Raw genomic sequence first — 15,813 nt, forward strand, 5'->3', positions numbered from 1 at the left:
ATGAGGGCGCTGCTGCCGGGCCATGGGGCATCGCGCGGCAGCGCGCTGGGACGTGCGCGTGTCCGCTTGCCGCATGTCCTGGATGTCGCCGAGCAGCAGATCCGTGCGGACCAGGTCGACGACGAGGTGGCCCGCCTCCATGAGGCCGTCGACGCCACCCGCCGCGAAATGCACAGCCTGCGCACACGCCTGCATGGCGCGCTGGCGAAGGAGGTCGGCGAGTTCCTCGACCTGCATGCACTGCTGCTGGACGACCCGGAACTGCTGCATGGCCTGGACGAACTGATCCGCACCGGACGCTATTCGGCCGACTATGCGCTCCGCCTGCAGCGCGACCGGCTCGCCGCCGTGTTCGACGGCATGGACGACGCCTACCTCAAGAGCCGCATGGACGACCTCGACCATGTGATCGGCCGCATCCATGCGCACCTGCACCAACGCGCGGCCGATGCCCCCGGCGTGGCCGGCGAGATCCTGGTCAGCGACAACGTGGCGCCGTCGGAACTGGCGGAGTTGCAGCAGCAGGGCGTCGTCGCCGTCATCACGGCCGCCGGCAGCACGCTGTCGCACAGCGCCATCCTCGCGCGCAGCCTGCACCTGCCGCTGGTGGTGGGCAACGCGCAGGCCCTGCAGAAGATCAACGACGGCGACGTACTGCTGGTGGATGGCGGCACCGGCGAAGTCGTGGTCAATCCCGACCCGGGCGACCTGCGCCGCTACCGCGAGCGCCTGCGCGATGCCGCGCGCGAGGCCCGCGAACTGGGACGCCTGCGGTCCAAGCCCAGCCGCACGCGCGACGGCGCCACCATCGCACTGTGGGCCAACGCCGAGTCGATGCAGGACGTGGCGAGCGCCCACGCCCTGGGCGCGTCGGGCGTCGGCCTGTATCGCACCGAGTTCCTGTTCCTGCAGCGCCGCGAACTGCCCAGCGAGGACGAACAGTTCCAGGTCTACCGCGACCTCGTGCTGGGCATGAGCGGTCGCCCGGTGACCATCCGCACCCTCGACCTGGGTGCAGACAAGGCCGATCGGACCGGACTGGTCGTCGGCGATGAAGAGAATCCCGCCCTCGGCCTGCGCGGCGTGCGCCTGTCGCTCGCCCATGGCGGCGTCTTCGACACGCAACTGCGCGCCATCCTGCGCGCGTCGGCCTACGGACCCGTGCGCATCCTCGTGCCGATGGTGAGCAGCCGCGAGGAGATCCTCGACGTCCGCCGCCGCCTGCGCCGCGTGTCCCTTCAGCTGCGCAAGCAGGGGCATGAGATGGCCGGGCAGGTCGAACTCGGCGCGATGATCGAAGTGCCCGCCGCCGCGATCGCCTTCCATTGTTTCGTAGACGTGGTCGACTTCGTCTCGATCGGTACCAACGACCTGGTGCAGTACCTGCTGGCGGCCGATCGCAACAACGAGGCCCTGGGCGAACTCTATTCCCCCCTGCACCCCGGCGTGCTGCGCCTGCTCCGGCACGTCATCGGCATCGGTGCCGAACACAAGGTCCCGGTGGCCATGTGCGGCGAGATTGCCGGCGACGCCGCCCTCGCGCCGATGCTGCTCGCGCTGGGACTGCGGGAGTTCAGCCTGCATCCGGCGACGTTGCTGGAACTGCGCAAGACGATCCGCGACAGCGACCTGACGGATTTGCAGGCACGCGCGCCCAAGCTGCTGCAGGCGCGGGACCGTGCCGGGATCGAGCGCTGGCTCAAGGCTGCCACCGCAACCTGATCCTTGCATTGTGGGAGCGACGTCAGTCGCGATCGACCACCGCAGGTGCCTCATCGCGACTGACGTCGCTCCCAACCCCACGCTTCGTTTCGGCCGATCCTGCAGGGTGTCCATAAATCGCAGGCCGGGCGATAATGGCGCGATGAACGCCTGATGCCCCGGTCGCATCCGCCTGACGGATCGGCCCCATTCCGGAGTACCGAATGGTCGAGACCATCCGCCACGACAAGACCGCACGCCAGTTGCGCCTGCTCTCCGACGCGCTGGACAGCGGTCGGCTGGGGCCCGTGCGTCGGTTGGTCAACACCTTGTCGCCCGCGGAGATCGGCAACCTGCTGGAATCGCTGCCGCCGGGCAAGCGCGAAGTCGTCTGGGGCCTGGTCGATCCGGAAGACGACGGCGAGGTGCTGGTGCACGTCGGCGACGAGGTGCGCGAAAGCCTGCTGGCGGACATGGACACCGACGAGATCGTCGCCGCGGTCGAGGACCTCGACATCGACGACCTCGCGGACCTGGTCGAGGACCTGCCCGACACCGTCATCGACGAAGTCCTCAAGTCGATGGACCGCGAGAACCGCGAGCGCCTGGAGCAGGTGCTGTCGTACGCGGAGGACACGGCCGGCCGCCTGATGAACCCGGACGTGGTCACCGTGCGCGCCGACGTCAACGTCGACGTGGTGCTGCGCTACCTGCGCCTGCGCGGCGAACTGCCCGACCACACCGACCACCTGTACGTGGTCAGCCGTCGCCACCAGTACCTCGGCCGCGTGCCGTTGGCCGCGCTGGTCACCCACGAGGACACAACGCCCATCAACCGGCTGATCGACGACGAGCAGCCGGCCATCGACGTGGGCGAGAGCGCGCAGGAAGTGGCGCGCCAGTTCTCCGACCATGACTGGGTGTCGGCGCCGGTCGTGGACGACAACAACATCCTGCTCGGCCGCATCACCATCGACGACGTGGTCGACATCATCCGTGAGCAGGCCGAGCACCAGGCGCTGGGCGCCGCCGGCCTGGACGAGGACGAGGACCTGTTCTCGCCGGTCACGCGTGCCGTGCGTGGTCGCGTGGTATGGCTGGGCATCAATCTGTTCACCGCGTTCATGGCGGCGACGGTCATCAAGGAGTTCGATGCCACGCTGGAGAAGATCGTCGCGCTTGCCGTGTTGATGCCCATCGTCGCCGGCATCGGCGGCAACGCGGCGGTGCAGGTGCTGACGCTGATGGTGCGAGGCCTGGCGCTGGGCCAGGTGGGCGCGAGCAACGCGCGGATCCTGTGGTGGAAGGAACTGCGCGTGGCGCTGATCAACGGCGTGCTGATCGGTGGCATCGTCGGTGTGATCGCCTTCCTGTGGTTCCGCAGCCCGATGCTGTCGCTGGTGATCGCGATGGCGCTGGTGCTGAACTTCTGCGCCGCCGCCACCGCCGGCGTACTGCTGCCGCTATTGCTCAAGCGGATGAACATCGACCCCGCCGTCGCCGGCACCGTCGTCGTCACCGCCGTGACCGACGTCATGGGCTTCTTCTGTTTCCTCGGCCTGGCGACGCTGATCCTGCTGCACTGAGGCCTGCGCATGGAGCGACTCGGCAAGGTCAGCGAATGGAACGACGACCGCGGCTTCGGTTTCCTCGCCCCGCTCGATGGCGAGCCCGCGCTCGTGTTCTTCCACGTCCGCGACTACCGGCTCGACGGTCGTCGTCCCGAAGTCGGTGAGCTGGTGAAATTCACCGCGCAGCGCCAGCCCGACGGCAAGTGGCGCGCACGGGCGGTACGGCGGACGGTGCCCGTCGCGCGCCATGCCAAGCCCGCCGCACGCGCCGCCGCTGCGCCCCGCCCCGCGTCCCCCCTCGCCGGTGCGACGGCGGTGGTGCTGTACGCGCTCTTCATCGGTTGGGCGATCCGCGGCAACCGGCTTCCGGTCGAAGCGATATTCGTGGCGCTCGCCGTGTCGGCCATCACCTTCGTCGTCTACGCGCTCGACAAGCATGCCGCGCAGACTGGCCGGTGGCGCACGCCGGAGTCCACGCTGCACCTGCTCGAACTCGCCGGCGGCTGGCCCGGCGCATGGATCGCGCAGCAGTGGCTGCGGCACAAGTCGCGCAAGCCCGGGTATCGCGTCGTCTTCTGGACGATGGTGGTGCTGCACGTGGTTGCGCTGGTCGCGTGGTGCTGGACGCGGGCGTGATCCCGATCCCACGGTCTGCCCTGGCGTGGCATCGCTGACCCGGCCATCCGGGCGGAGTTTCCACGGGACACTTTCCTACCGACTGATGCGGGTTGCCCCGATGCCCATGCGCGGGCGACGCGCGCGATGCTGGCGCATCATCCGTTCCGGTCACCGCCGCCATGCGCCTGCTCCTGACCCTCCTGCTTTGCGTACTGGCCTGGCCGGTCCTGTCGGCATCCCCCGAGCCGATGCTGGCGACGGCCTACCGCGATGGCGTGCCGGTCGATGCCTTCCTCGTCAGCGAGAAACTCGACGGCGTGCGGGCGCGCTGGGACGGACGCGCACTCTGGACGCGGGGCGGCTCGCGCATCGCGGCCCCAGCGGCGTTCACCCGGGGCTGGCCCGGCGAGCCCATGGACGGGGAACTGTGGATCGCACGTGGCCGCTTCGACTACATCAGCGCCCTCGTCCGCCGCGCGGCCACCAACCCGCAGGCGTGGCGCGATGTCCGTTTCATGGTATTCGACCTGCCCTCACAGCCGGGACCGTTCGCGGAACGCGTCGTGCGGATGCGCCGCCTGGTGTCGACGGCGCGCAGTGCGCACCTGGCAATGATCCCGCAGCACCCCATTGCCACCCGCGCCGCACTGGACGCGGAACTGGCCCGCGTTGTCGCGGCCGGCGGGGAAGGACTGATGCTGCATCGACGCGACGCGCGCTATCGTGCTGGACGCAGCGACGACCTGCTCAAGTACAAACCCCACGAGGACGCCGAGGCGCAGGTGGTCGCGCACCTGCCCGGCAAGGGAAAGTACGAGGGCATGATGGGCGCGCTGCAGGTGCGCACGCGGGACGGGCGCCTGTTCCGCCTCGGGACCGGATTCACTGATGCCCAGCGCGCCAGCCCGCCCCCGCTGGGTGCGTGGCTGACCTATCGGTACACGGGCGTGACATCGACCGGGTTGCCGCGGTTCGCCCGCTTCCTTCGGCTGCGGGACGACATGCCGCCGGCGGATCCGACGCGCTGACGAAGCGACGCGATCCGACGCCCATTCCCGCGGGTTATGCTGCGACCGTTACCCTTCGATCACGACCGTCATGCGCCTTTTCGCCACCGCCTGTATGGGCTTGCTGCTGATCCTTATGACCGCCTGTACCACCACGTCCCCGATGAACCAGACGGGCGAGTTCGTCTCGCGCGAGGTCGCGCTTGCGGGCAAGACCTACCGCTACCAGGTCTTCGTGCCGGCCGCGCGCTTCCGCAAGGCCAAGCCGCCGGTGGTGCTGTTCCTCAATGGCTCGGGCGAGCGCGGCAGCGATGGCGTGAAGCAGACCATGGCGGGATTGGGACCGTACGTGCGGCAGCATGCCGATACCTTTCCGGCGCTGGTGGTGTTCCCGCAGGCACCCGACGACACCGAGTGGACCCAATCCGCCGGCCCCATCGCATTCGCGACCCTCGATGCCGCCATGCGGGAATTCAACGGGGACCCCGACCGCGTCTCCCTGACCGGCATGTCGATGGGCGGCTACGGCACGTGGGAACTGGCGCTGCAGCAGCCGACGCGTTTTGCCGCGCTGGTGCCCGTGTGCGGCGGCATCACCGTCGACTGGGGACGTGACCGTTCCAGCATGAACGTCCACAGCGTGGCGGGCGAGGCGGACCCGTTCGCCGCCGCCGCGCAGCGCCTGAAGGACGTGCCCGTGTGGATTTTCCATGGCGGCGAGGACGACGTCGTACCGCCGTCGCAATCGCGCCGCATGGAGGCGGCACTGGACAAGGCCGGCGCACGCGATGCGCGATACACCGAGTTCCCCGATGCCAACCACAACAGCTGGGACGCGACGTACGCCCATGCCCCTTTGTGGGACTGGCTGTTCGCCCAGCGGCGCGGGCGCTGAGCCGTGGCCGAACTCGTCCCCGACTACTTCAGTGCCGGCTGGCGCGAACGTTCCCTGGCCTGCCCCTGCGACTGGGCGGGCGACAGTCGCGCCATGGCGATGGAGTTGCACGACGCCGTCACCGACTATGCCTGCCCGCAGTGCGGCAACCTGCTGCTGATCGTCTCGCACCCCAGTCTCGAGCAGGTCCGCGCCGCCGCCGCGGAGGGCAACGAAGAAGCCAGGACCCACCTCGGCATCATCGAAGAAGCCCACGCCCGGCTGTCCCCGGCCAGCAACTGACGCCCGCGCCGGCGTCACGCTTTCGGCCACCTCCCGTCCGACACGTCCTGCCTGCCCTCAACCTGCGCCCGCCGCGGCCGATAACCCGGCATCCCCTGGTGGTCATCGGGCATCTGCCCCTGGCCGTGCGAGCGACTTGAATGGCTGACGTGGCCGACGAAAATTCGGGTATCGCGGGCGGTTTCCGCCGGCTCTGGTCGCGTCGCCGCGAGGCGGGCGCACCCGCCTCGCGCGAGTTGGCCACGACAACAACGGCCAGACCGCGGAACGCCATCAGCAGCGCGCAGCTGCAGGCGCTGTTCGCCCACGCGGAAGAACCCGGCGCCCTGCTGTCCGCGTTCGCCGACGGCGTCGCCGGCCTACCGGGTGAACTGCACGGCATGGGCGAGCGGCTGCAATCCGCGCAGGCCGACAAGGACTGGCCGCGCTATGGCCGCGCGCTTCGCCAACTCATCGACAAGTACATCCGCACGATCCAGGACGAACCGCTCGCCGGCGAGGCCGAACAGCTGCGCGACCTGCTGTACCAGCTACTGGTCGGCGGCGTGGAGCAGTTGCTGCGCGACGACGGCGCCCTCTTGCCGCAGGCGCATGCGCTGGCGGACCGCGTGCGCCAGTGGCAGGCCAACCAGCCGCTGGGCGAGCTCGGCGCGGACCTCCGCGACCTCTGCCAGCAGGTGAGCCAGCGGTCGCACGAGGTGGACGACGCGCAGGAGCTGATGCGCAGCCTGTTCGACCTGCTGCTGGAGAACGTCGGCGAGCTGATCGAAGACGGCAGCTGGCTGCAGGACCAGATCGGTGCGGTACGCCAGTTGCTCGCGGGCCCGCTCGACCGAACCGCGCTGGAGCAGACGCGCGCCGGGCTGCGCGAGGTGATCTACAAGCAAGGCCTGCTCAAGCAGGGGCTGGCCGAATCGAAGGCGTCGATGAAGGAGATGATGGTCACCTTCGTCGAACGCCTGGACGGCATGGCCAGCAGCACCGGCGAGTACCATGACCGCATCAGCTTCCACGCGCAGGCCGTGCGCGAGAGCCGCAGCATCGCCGAACTGGGCAAGCGGATGGAGGACATCCTGGAGGACACCGCGCAGGTGCAGGCGCAGGCCCTGCGCGCGCGCGACAGCCTGATGGAAGCGCGACGCGAAGTGGAAGACGCCGAGCGGCGCGTGATGGACCTCGAGCAGGAACTGCAGTCCGTGTCCGAACTGGTGCGCGTCGACCAGCTCACCGATGCGCTGAACCGGCGCGGCTTCGACGAGCTGTTCAAGCGCGAGTCCGTGCGGGCCCTGCGCAGCGGCCAGACGCTGACGCTGGCGATGCTGGACCTGGACGACTTCCGCCACATCAACGCCGCGCACGGACACCTGGGGGGCGATGCGGCGCTGTGCCATGTCGTGACGCTCGCGCGTGCCACCCTGCGCGCCACGGATGCCGTCGCCCGCTTCGGCGGCGAGGAGTTCGTGCTGCTGCTGCCGGAGACCAGCTTCCTCGAAGCGATGGGAACGCTGGAGCGCCTGCGCGACCGGCTCGCGCACAAGCCGCTGGTGTACGAAGGCCGCGGCATCCTGGCGACCTTCAGCGCGGGCGTCGCGCGCTGGGTGCCGGGGGAATCGCAGGACGATCTGCTGGCACGCGCGGACCGCGCCATGTACCAAGCCAAGCAGGCCGGCAAGAACCGGGTGGTCGCGGCGCCGGAGTGAGTGCGGCGCGCGAAGGCCGGCTGGCAAGCATGGATCGACGCCCTGCGACCCCGCCATCGTCATTACGGCGAACGCAGGGATGACGGCAGCGTCCGGGTTGCACGTGCGGAAATTCGCGGCCGTATCGCGAATCGCAACGGCAGACCGCTGGAACTCACCCCAGCAGCGTCTCCAGCACCGCCATGCGGATGGCGACTCCGTTGCTCACCTGCCGCAGGACCAGCGACTGCGGCCCATCGGCGACCTCGTCGGTGATCTCGACGCCACGGTTGATCGGGCCGGGATGCAGCACCACCGCATCCCTGGCGGCCAGCGCCAGCCGCGTCGCGGTCAGGCCGTAATCGCGGTGGTAGTCCTCCAGCGACGACACCAGCCCCTCTTCCATGCGTTCGCGCTGCAGGCGCAGCATCATCACCACGTCGACGCCCTCGAGCATCTCGCCGAAATCCTGCCCCACGTCGCACCCCGACAGCGTGCCGTCGTCCGGCAACAGGGACGCCGGGCCGCACACGCGGATCCGGCCCGCGCCCAGCGTACGCAGCGCATGCAGGTCCGAGCGCGCCACGCGCGAATGCTTTACGTCGCCCACCATCAGCACGTTCAGGCGGGAGAAATCCGCACCCTTCGCCTGGCGGATCGTCAGCATGTCCAGCAATCCCTGGGTGGGATGGGCGCTGCGGCCATCGCCCGCATTGATGAGCGCGGTGCCCTCGCCGGCTTCGGCCGCCAAGGCCTCGACCGCACCGTCCTCGGCATGGCGCACGACGAACCCGCGCACGCCCATGGCTTCCAGGTTGCGCAGCGTGTCGCGCGCCGTCTCGCCCTTCCGGGTCGACGAGGTCGAGGCGTCCACGTTCAGCACGTCCGCGCCCAGCCGCTGCGCGGCGATATGGAACGAACTGCGGGTGCGAGTGGACGGCTCGAAGAACAGCGTGCAGAGGGTGGTGCCGTCCAGCGCCTGCCGCCGCGGCGTGCGGCCCAGCGCCGCGTCGCGGATCTGGCCCGCGCGGTCCATCAGGCGGCACAGGGTGTCGCGCGGCAAGCCGTCGAGGGTCAGCAGGTGGCGCAGGCGTCCATCGGAATCGAGTTGTGGGGTCATGGTGTGGAGTGGGCGAAGAGTCAGGTCAGTTGGGTCGCGTCATGGGGCGCGGCCAGCCAGCGCTCGATGATGACCGCAGCGGCGACGGCGTCGAGCGCGGCGGCATCGCGGCGGCGCTTGCGGCCTTCGGCACGATCCAGGGCAAAGCGTTCAGCGGCCTCGACGGAGCTGGTGCGTTCGTCCACCAGCACCACCGGCAGCTGGTAGCGTGCGCGCAGTTCGCGCGCGAAGGCATGGGCACGCTTGCGGATGGGCTGGTCGCCCCCGTCCAGGGTCATCGGATCGCCGACCACCAGGCCATCGGGCTTCCATTCTGCGTGCAGCTTGTCGATCGCCGGCCAGTCGGGACCATGGCCATGCACGTCGATTACCGCCAGCGCGCGGGCGCCGGTGCCGAACGCGCTTCCCACGGCCACGCCGATGCGGCGCGCGCCCACGTCGAATCCCAGTACGGTGCCATCCAGCTTCATGCCTGCTGCCTCCGTTCGATCACGCGTGAACCATCCTGCGCGGTGCGTCGTGGACACGACTCTGCGGGCGCAGGCGCCATGTCATGCGTGCCCGCTGTAGTCCGTCATGCACGTCATGTCCACGCCGATCCGTTGTCCTGCCGTTTGCCAGCGCTGCTCCAGCGGCACGCCGAACAGCAGCTCCGCATCGGCGGGCACCGTCAGCCAGCTGTTTTCGCCGAGCTCGTATTCCAGTTGGCCGGCACCCCAGCCCGCGCAGCCCAGGGCCATCACGGCGTTCGCCGGACCTTCGCCGATCGCCATCGCCTCGAGGATGTCGCGCGACGTGGTCAGGTAGAGGCCGGTCGCGACCTCCAGCGTCGATTCCCAGGCGTGCGCGCTGTCGTGCAGCACGAAACCCCGCTCCGGGTGCACGGGCCCGCCCGCCAGCACGATCTGGTCGTCCAGCCGCGGATCGTGGGATGCCAGGTTCATCTGCCGCAAGACGTCACCGAGGGTGTATTCGGAAGCACGATTCACGACCACGCCCATGGCGCCGTCGTCGTCGTGCTGGCAGATCAGCGTCACGCTGCGGGCGAAATTCGGGTCCGCGAGCGCCGGCAGGGCGATCAGCAACTGGTTGGCCAAGGGCGTGGCGGCGTCTTGCATGACGCCATTCTAGCCCGGCCCCGCGCACGACGCGCCGGCGAGGGCGGCCCTTGTCCGCGATACGCCCTAGAATCCCGACTTCACTTCAGGACCCGCCCCCATGTCTGGCTACTGCGACATCGCGCCCGGCCATCCCCTGCACGGCCCCTACCACGACCACGAATACGGCTTCCCGCAGCACGAGGAATCGGTGCTGTTCGAGCGCCTGCTGCTGGAGATCAACCAGGCCGGCCTGAGCTGGGAGACCATGCTGAAGAAGCGCGAGGGGTTTCGCGCGGCGTACAGCGGCTTCGAGGTCGAGAAGGTCGCCCGCTACGGCGAGAAGGATCGCGCCCGGCTGCTGGCCGATCCCGGCATCATCCGCAACCGGCTGAAGGTGGAGGCCGCCATCCACAACGCCCAGGTGATCCTGGACTTGCGCGCCACGCACGGCGGTTTCGCCGCATGGCTCGATGCGCACCATCCGCTGTCGAAGGCCGAGTGGATCAAGCTGTTCAAGAAGACGTTCCGCTTCACCGGCGGCGAGATCACCAACGAGTTCCTGATGAGCCTAGGCTACCTGCCCGGCGCGCACCGGGAGGATTGCCCGGCATTCCGGCGTGCGGCAAAGCGCCACCCACCGTGGATGGCCGCGGCGGGGCATTGATCCGGCGCAACCGCCGCGTGACCCGATGGCTTTATCCTGCGGCGCAACGTCCCAACGATGTCGTCGTGACTCAATGCTTCCACCGATAGGCGAAGAACGCATCCGCCACGCCGGGCTGCGCGGGCGCGTGATCAGCGCCGAGCACGCCGCCAGCCTCATCCAGCCCGGTGAAACCGTTGCGATGAGCGGTTTCACGGGCTCGGGCTATCCCAAGGCCGTGCCGCTGGCGCTGGCGGCGCGCATCGAACGCGCGCACGCCGCCGGCGTGCCGTTCCAGATCAAGCTGATGACCGGCGCCTCCACCGCGCCGGAACTCGACGGCGCACTCGCGAAGGCCGATGCCATCGCGCTGCGCATGCCGTTCCAGAGCGACCCGGACGCGCGCAAGCGGATCAACGACGGCACCCTGGACTACATCGACATCCACCTCAGCCACGTCGCCCAGCATGTGTGGTTCGGCTTCTACGGCCCCATCGATATGGCCGTGGTGGAAGTCTCGGCGATCCGCGAAGACGGCACGCTGGTGCCGTCGACCTCGGTCGGCAACAACAAGACCTGGCTGGACCTGGCGAAGAAGGTGATCGTCGAGGTCAACGACTGGCAGCCGGCCGGCCTGGAGGGCATGCACGACATCTACTACGGCACCGCCCTGCCGCCGCACCGCAAGCCGATCCCGCTGGAACACGTGCAGGACCGCATCGGCGATACCGCGCTGCATTGCGACCCGGACAAGATCGTCGCCGTCGTGCGCACGCACGGCCCCGACCGCAACAGCCCTTTCAGTCCGATCGACGCGACCAGCGAGCGCATCGCTGCGCACCTGATCGCGTTCCTCAAGCACGAAGTCGCGCAGGGCCGCCTGCCGGCGAACCTGCTGCCGCTGCAGTCGGGCGTGGGCAACATTCCCAACGCCGTGCTGGCGGGGCTGGCGAAGAGCGGTTTCCGCGGGCTCACGGCGTTCACCGAGGTCATCCAGGACGGCATGCTCGACCTGCTGCGCGATGGCGTGCTCGATGTCGCCTCGTGCACCGGCTTCGCGCTGAGCCCGGAGGCGAACGAGGTGTTCAAGCGCGATATCGCCTTCTACCGCGAGCGCATCATCCTGCGCACGCAGGAGATGTCGAACCACCCGGAACTGGTCCGCCGGCTCGGCTGCATCGGCATGAACGGCATGATCGAGGGCGACCTCTACGGCAACGTCAATTCCACCCACGTGATGGGCAGCCGCATCCAGAACGGCATCGGCGGCTCGGGCGACTTCGCCCGCAACGGTTTCATGTCGGTGTTCCTCAGCCCCAGCACTGCGAAAGGCGGCAGCATCTCCGCGCTGGTGCCGATGGTCAGCCACGTGGACCACACCGAACACGACGTCTCGGTGATCGTCACCGAACAGGGCCTAGCCGACCTGCGCGGCCTCACCCCCAAGCAGCGCGCCCGCACGCTGATCGCGAACTGCGCCCATCCCGACTATCGCGATGCACTGCAGGACTACTTCGACCGCGCCCTGCACCACAGCTACGGCAAGCACACCCCGCACCTGCTGCCCGAGGCGCTGTCATGGCACCAGCGGTGGTTGGAGACGGGGAGCATGAAGGAATAGGCGCCTTCACGCGTTCGCCACTCCGCGAGGTTGGGGTGAACGAAATCGCCCCAACGTACGTCATCCGCGGCGGCTATGTCAGGGTTCGCAAGATCACCCCAACCGATAGCCCTGCCGCTTCGTCAGGCCTCGCCAGCAGTGGCATCCGAAATCTCAAGAAACCATCGACGCCTTTCACTCGGCTGATCCAGCCTGTCGTAGTCCCGCGTGAAAGCATCCAGCAGCGCCGATGTAGGCGACTCATACTTCCAAAGCTTCTTCGCAAGCAGATGTTGAAGGACCTCCAGTTGGGACAGCACCTCGTCATCCCCTTCGGTTGCCAGGGCGGCGTCGGCAAAACGGCGATACAAGTCCGCCAGCATGTCGCTGCCCTCGCGGGAAGAAAGCGCTTCATAGAGGTAGCGCTGGTCCACCACAGGATCGACCGATCCCGCATGTACGCCATGCTCCGAGAGGAAGCCTTCCATCAGTTCCGACCGGCACGCGATCTCGGCCGCCAGAAGCCTGTAAACCCCGGCGAACGCTTCGACCGCTGTCATGGGTGATCCTTTCTCCTGCACGTGGACCTCTGTGTCCACGACGAGTGGGGGGCTGGATCGAGCCGTCATCGTCCCCCCCCCATCCTACCCGTTCGCCGTCAGGCGTTCTGCTCCACCAAGCGCGGCGATTTCATCACCCCCAGCACCCGCAGCGCGCGTGCCATGAACAGGCCGCTGAAGAGGCCGTAGGTGCCGGCCACCACCACGACGGCCGTCGTCGTCTCGAGGAGGCCCGGCGTCATGGCATGGACCACCGCCACGGCGTACTTGAAGAAGAAGATGCCCATCATCAGCGCGAGCGGTAGCCAGCTGCCGGGGACGGTGAACTGCTTCGTCGATGCGTCGTAGGCCACGCGGCGCGACGGTGCGCGTAGCATCGCGATGGCCACCACGGCGACCCATGCGCAGGCCCAAGCGGTCAGCGCGGTAAGGTGGGCGTCGAACGTCGACCAGACCGAGTACAGCGACCACGCCAGCATGGCGACCGGCAGCACGATCAGGCGGCCGCGCGAGACCTGGCGCGTCCTGCTCTGCAGGCAACCCAGGTAGACCAGGCCGAAGAACAGGCCGAAGACCCAGAGGGGGGTGTGGGTGAGGATCTGCATCATGGGGCGAGGGTCCGGGAGGGGCCGACACCGCGTCGGCTCATGCACATCCTCGGACCCGCCCGCCTTGCCGTGAGGTGCCGGAAGTCAACACTTTCAGGTGCCGGAGGTCGTGGGGCCTCCCCGCGGGTCCGGTCGGCTCGGCGATGAGGCTTGCCGTCACCGTCGCAGGGCTTTCCTGTGCCATGACGAGGAAAATATCGTCGATGGCGAACCTATCTGGTGCGTCGCCGTCGTTCTTAAGTGCCATGACAAGGAAAATTTCTTTCGACGTCGAAGCATGGAGGTGCCATGACGATGAAATTTTCATCGATGGCGAAGTTCTTTTGTGCCATGACGAAGAAAATCGCAACGACGCCGCTGTTCTTTCTTGTGCCATGACAATGAAAATATCTTCGGCATCGACGCTCCATGGTGCGATGACCGGGAACATTTCTCCGATGGCGCCCCTCTCTGGTGCGGCATCGAAGAAAAAAGCATCGCCATCGATGAAATTTTCATCGCTTCCGGTATTTCCGGCCTCGGCAGCCGATCAGAGTGCACAGCCGCGGCGGCTCATCGAAGCCTGGATCGTGTTCGCGCTGGAGGGGCTGTTGCGCATGGCGCGGCGAAGTTCTTCACAGGTCACGTTCTTGAGGAACTGCTGGTAACGGCCAACGAACGAGCTGTCGTGGAGGATCACGTTGAGCCGTGACGGTGCCTCGAACGCGCGCTTGTCCTGGCGGACGAAGAGATCACGCTCGCCTGCGCTCAGCGGCGCGGCCGGCAGCGAGAGCACCAGCGGCCCCGTGTCCTGCGATGGCAGCGGCGGCGCGTCGTGCGGTGCCGTCTCCGGAGGCGTCGCCGACATGCGCGGCGCGGGTCGCGGGCGTGCAGGCAGCGACGGCAGGTTCGGGCGCGAAGCCACGGTGCGTGGAACGACGGTCGGGCGCGCGATGAAGCGCAGGCGCAGGCGATCGCTGTCCTCCGCCATCCGTCCCTGCCCCGACGGGCGGGAGACCAGCAGCACAACGCCGACACATGCATGCACCAGCACGACCACGACGACGGCGACGATCCTGTCCCTGCGCATGCGTTCCATCCTGGCGGCGAGCGAGTGTGCGAATGGCTCGCCACCCTACCTGCACGACCGCCGCGCCACGCATCGCAGCGCGAACACGTTCAGAACGAAGTCAGCCCCATGTAAGGGATGGGTTAAACGCCTACAAAAAAAGGGGCGGTCGCCCGCCCCTCTCCGTGCGTCGCGTCGGGCGGAGGTCAGCGAACCTCCGCGATCTCCACGCCATCCAGGCCCTGCGCCAGTGTGCGGGCGTCGCCGCCCTGGGCCAGCTTGATGCGCAGGCGCACCTCGTTCTGCGAGTCGGCGAAGCGCAGCGCATCCTCGTAGCTGATCTCGCCGGCCTGGTACAGCTCGAACAGGGCCTGGTCGAAGGTCTTCATGCCGAGGTTGGTGGATTCCTTCATCACTTCCTTCAGCTTGTGGACCTCGCCCTCGCGGATGTAGTCCTGCACCAGCGGGGTGCCGAGCAGGATTTCCATCGCCACGCGGCGCGCCTTGCCGTCCGGCGTGGGGATCAGCTGCTGCGCCACCACGCCCTTCAGGTTCAGCGAAAGATCCATCAGCAGCTGCTGCCGGCGGTCTTCCGGGAAGAAGTTGATGATGCGGTCCATCGCCTGGTTGGCGTTGTTGGCATGCAGCGTGCACAGCACCAGGTGGCCGGTTTCGGCGAAGGCGATGGCGTGGTCCATGCCCTCGCGGGTACGCACCTCGCCGATCATGATCACGTCCGGCGCCTGGCGCAGCGTGTTCTTCAGCGCGGCTTCCCAGCTGTCCGTATCGATGCCGACCTCGCGCTGGGTGATGATGCAGCCTTCATGCTTGTGCACGAACTCGATCGGGTCCTCGATCGTGATGATGTGGCCGGTCGAATTCTGGTTGCGGTAGCCGATCATCGCCGCCAGCGAGGTCGACTTGCCGGTACCGGTGGCACCGACGAACAGGATGATGCCGCGCTTGGTCATCGAGAGCGTCTTGATGACGGGCGGCAGGTTCAGCTCTTCGATGGTCGGGATGCGCGTCTCGATGCGGCGCAACACCATGCCGACCTGGTTGCGCTGGTAGAAGCAGCTCACGCGGAAGCGTCCCACCCCCGCCACGCCGATGGCGAAGTTGCACTCGTGGGTCTTCTCGAACTCCTCGCGCTGCGCCGGCGTCATCACGTTCAGCACCAGGTCGCGCGACTGCTGCGAGGTCAGCGGCGTCTGCGTGATCGGCGAGATCTTGCCGTGCACCTTGATGGACGGCGGCATGCCGGACGTGATGAACAGGTCCGACGCCTTCTGGTGCGCCATCAGCTTGAGGAACGAGGTGAAATCGATGGTGCTCATGGCGATGCTCCGTAAGACGGAAGAAGCCGCGGGACGGCGGCCGC

At 68.0% G+C, this 15,813-nt stretch carries 17 protein-coding genes; 9 read left to right on the top strand and 8 right to left on the bottom strand.

The features are described 5' to 3' along the window. The 7 genes from ptsP (at window position 1) to ACSQ19_RS03400 (ending at window position 7,774) form a co-directional block, all read left to right on the top strand. Window positions 1-1,722, top strand: a complete 1,722-nt coding sequence (gene ptsP / locus ACSQ19_RS03370) for a phosphoenolpyruvate--protein phosphotransferase (RefSeq protein WP_296278408.1) — start codon at window positions 1-3, stop codon at window positions 1,720-1,722. Window positions 1,723-1,925: 203 nt separating this feature from the next. After that, window positions 1,926-3,287 carry a magnesium transporter gene (gene mgtE, locus ACSQ19_RS03375; protein ID WP_296278409.1) on the top strand — a complete coding sequence of 454 codons (1,362 nt, stop codon included), beginning with the start codon at window positions 1,926-1,928 and terminating at the stop codon, window positions 3,285-3,287. Window positions 3,288-3,296: 9 nt separating this feature from the next. Then, window positions 3,297-3,908: a DUF1294 domain-containing protein gene (locus ACSQ19_RS03380; RefSeq protein WP_436000015.1), complete on the top strand. Its 612-nt coding sequence runs from the start codon at window positions 3,297-3,299 to the stop codon at window positions 3,906-3,908. 161 nt (window positions 3,909-4,069) lie between these two features. Then, on the top strand, window positions 4,070-4,918 hold the full coding sequence (locus ACSQ19_RS03385) for a DNA ligase (protein WP_436000017.1): 849 nt from the start codon (window positions 4,070-4,072) through the stop codon (window positions 4,916-4,918). Window positions 4,919-4,988: 70 nt separating this feature from the next. After that, window positions 4,989-5,792 carry a prolyl oligopeptidase family serine peptidase gene (locus ACSQ19_RS03390; protein ID WP_436000019.1) on the top strand — a complete coding sequence of 268 codons (804 nt, stop codon included), beginning with the start codon at window positions 4,989-4,991 and terminating at the stop codon, window positions 5,790-5,792. Window positions 5,793-5,795: 3 nt separating this feature from the next. After that, a complete protein-coding gene (locus ACSQ19_RS03395; RefSeq protein WP_299346078.1) occupies window positions 5,796-6,074 on the top strand; it encodes a hypothetical protein in 279 nt (92 codons plus the stop codon). A gap of 140 nt (window positions 6,075-6,214) precedes the next feature. After that, window positions 6,215-7,774 (top strand): diguanylate cyclase, encoded by a 1,560-nt coding sequence (locus tag ACSQ19_RS03400; RefSeq protein ID WP_436000021.1) that lies wholly within the window; start codon window positions 6,215-6,217, stop codon window positions 7,772-7,774. A gap of 154 nt (window positions 7,775-7,928) precedes the next feature. Here the strand turns inward: ACSQ19_RS03400 and ACSQ19_RS03405 are convergent, their stop codons facing one another. The 3 genes from ACSQ19_RS03405 to ACSQ19_RS03415 form a co-directional block, all read right to left on the bottom strand. Then, window positions 7,929-8,873 carry an aspartate carbamoyltransferase catalytic subunit gene (locus ACSQ19_RS03405; protein WP_296278415.1) on the bottom strand — a complete coding sequence of 315 codons (945 nt, stop codon included), beginning with the start codon at window positions 8,871-8,873 and terminating at the stop codon, window positions 7,929-7,931. Between the two features lie 20 nt (window positions 8,874-8,893). Next, window positions 8,894-9,343 (bottom strand): Holliday junction resolvase RuvX, encoded by a 450-nt coding sequence (gene ruvX, locus ACSQ19_RS03410; RefSeq protein ID WP_296278416.1) that lies wholly within the window; start codon window positions 9,341-9,343, stop codon window positions 8,894-8,896. An 81-nt stretch (window positions 9,344-9,424) separates the two neighbouring features. Further along, window positions 9,425-9,991 carry a YqgE/AlgH family protein gene (locus tag ACSQ19_RS03415; protein WP_436000023.1) on the bottom strand — a complete coding sequence of 189 codons (567 nt, stop codon included), beginning with the start codon at window positions 9,989-9,991 and terminating at the stop codon, window positions 9,425-9,427. Window positions 9,992-10,091: 100 nt separating this feature from the next. Between ACSQ19_RS03415 and ACSQ19_RS03420 the strand changes: the two genes are divergently transcribed. Further along, complete coding sequence (locus ACSQ19_RS03420; protein ID WP_436000025.1) at window positions 10,092-10,637, top strand: DNA-3-methyladenine glycosylase I; 546 nt, start codon at window positions 10,092-10,094, stop codon at window positions 10,635-10,637. 73 nt (window positions 10,638-10,710) lie between these two features. Beyond that, window positions 10,711-12,237: an acetyl-CoA hydrolase/transferase family protein gene (locus tag ACSQ19_RS03425; protein WP_436000027.1), complete on the top strand. Its 1,527-nt coding sequence runs from the start codon at window positions 10,711-10,713 to the stop codon at window positions 12,235-12,237. A gap of 122 nt (window positions 12,238-12,359) precedes the next feature. On the opposite strand, the gene ACSQ19_RS03430 is transcribed toward ACSQ19_RS03425, so the two are convergent. The 5 genes from ACSQ19_RS03430 to ACSQ19_RS03450 form a co-directional block, all read right to left on the bottom strand. Then, window positions 12,360-12,776: a hypothetical protein gene (locus ACSQ19_RS03430; protein WP_436000029.1), complete on the bottom strand. Its 417-nt coding sequence runs from the start codon at window positions 12,774-12,776 to the stop codon at window positions 12,360-12,362. A gap of 98 nt (window positions 12,777-12,874) precedes the next feature. Next, window positions 12,875-13,384 carry a DUF6622 family protein gene (locus ACSQ19_RS03435; RefSeq protein ID WP_296278420.1) on the bottom strand — a complete coding sequence of 170 codons (510 nt, stop codon included), beginning with the start codon at window positions 13,382-13,384 and terminating at the stop codon, window positions 12,875-12,877. 37 nt (window positions 13,385-13,421) lie between these two features. Further along, window positions 13,422-13,814, bottom strand: coding sequence for a hypothetical protein (locus ACSQ19_RS03440; protein WP_436000032.1), 393 nt, complete (start codon window positions 13,812-13,814; stop codon window positions 13,422-13,424). Between the two features lie 99 nt (window positions 13,815-13,913). Next, window positions 13,914-14,453 (bottom strand): hypothetical protein, encoded by a 540-nt coding sequence (locus tag ACSQ19_RS03445; RefSeq protein ID WP_436000034.1) that lies wholly within the window; start codon window positions 14,451-14,453, stop codon window positions 13,914-13,916. A 185-nt stretch (window positions 14,454-14,638) separates the two neighbouring features. Further along, entirely contained in the window at window positions 14,639-15,769 is a 1,131-nt protein-coding gene (locus tag ACSQ19_RS03450) for a PilT/PilU family type 4a pilus ATPase (protein WP_296278423.1), read from the bottom strand. Between the last annotated feature and the right edge of the window lie 44 nt (window positions 15,770-15,813).

This window comes from Pseudoxanthomonas sp. LjRoot127 (genome assembly GCF_964253495.1).
In the GTDB taxonomy this organism is placed as follows: domain Bacteria; phylum Pseudomonadota; class Gammaproteobacteria; order Xanthomonadales; family Xanthomonadaceae; genus Pseudoxanthomonas_A.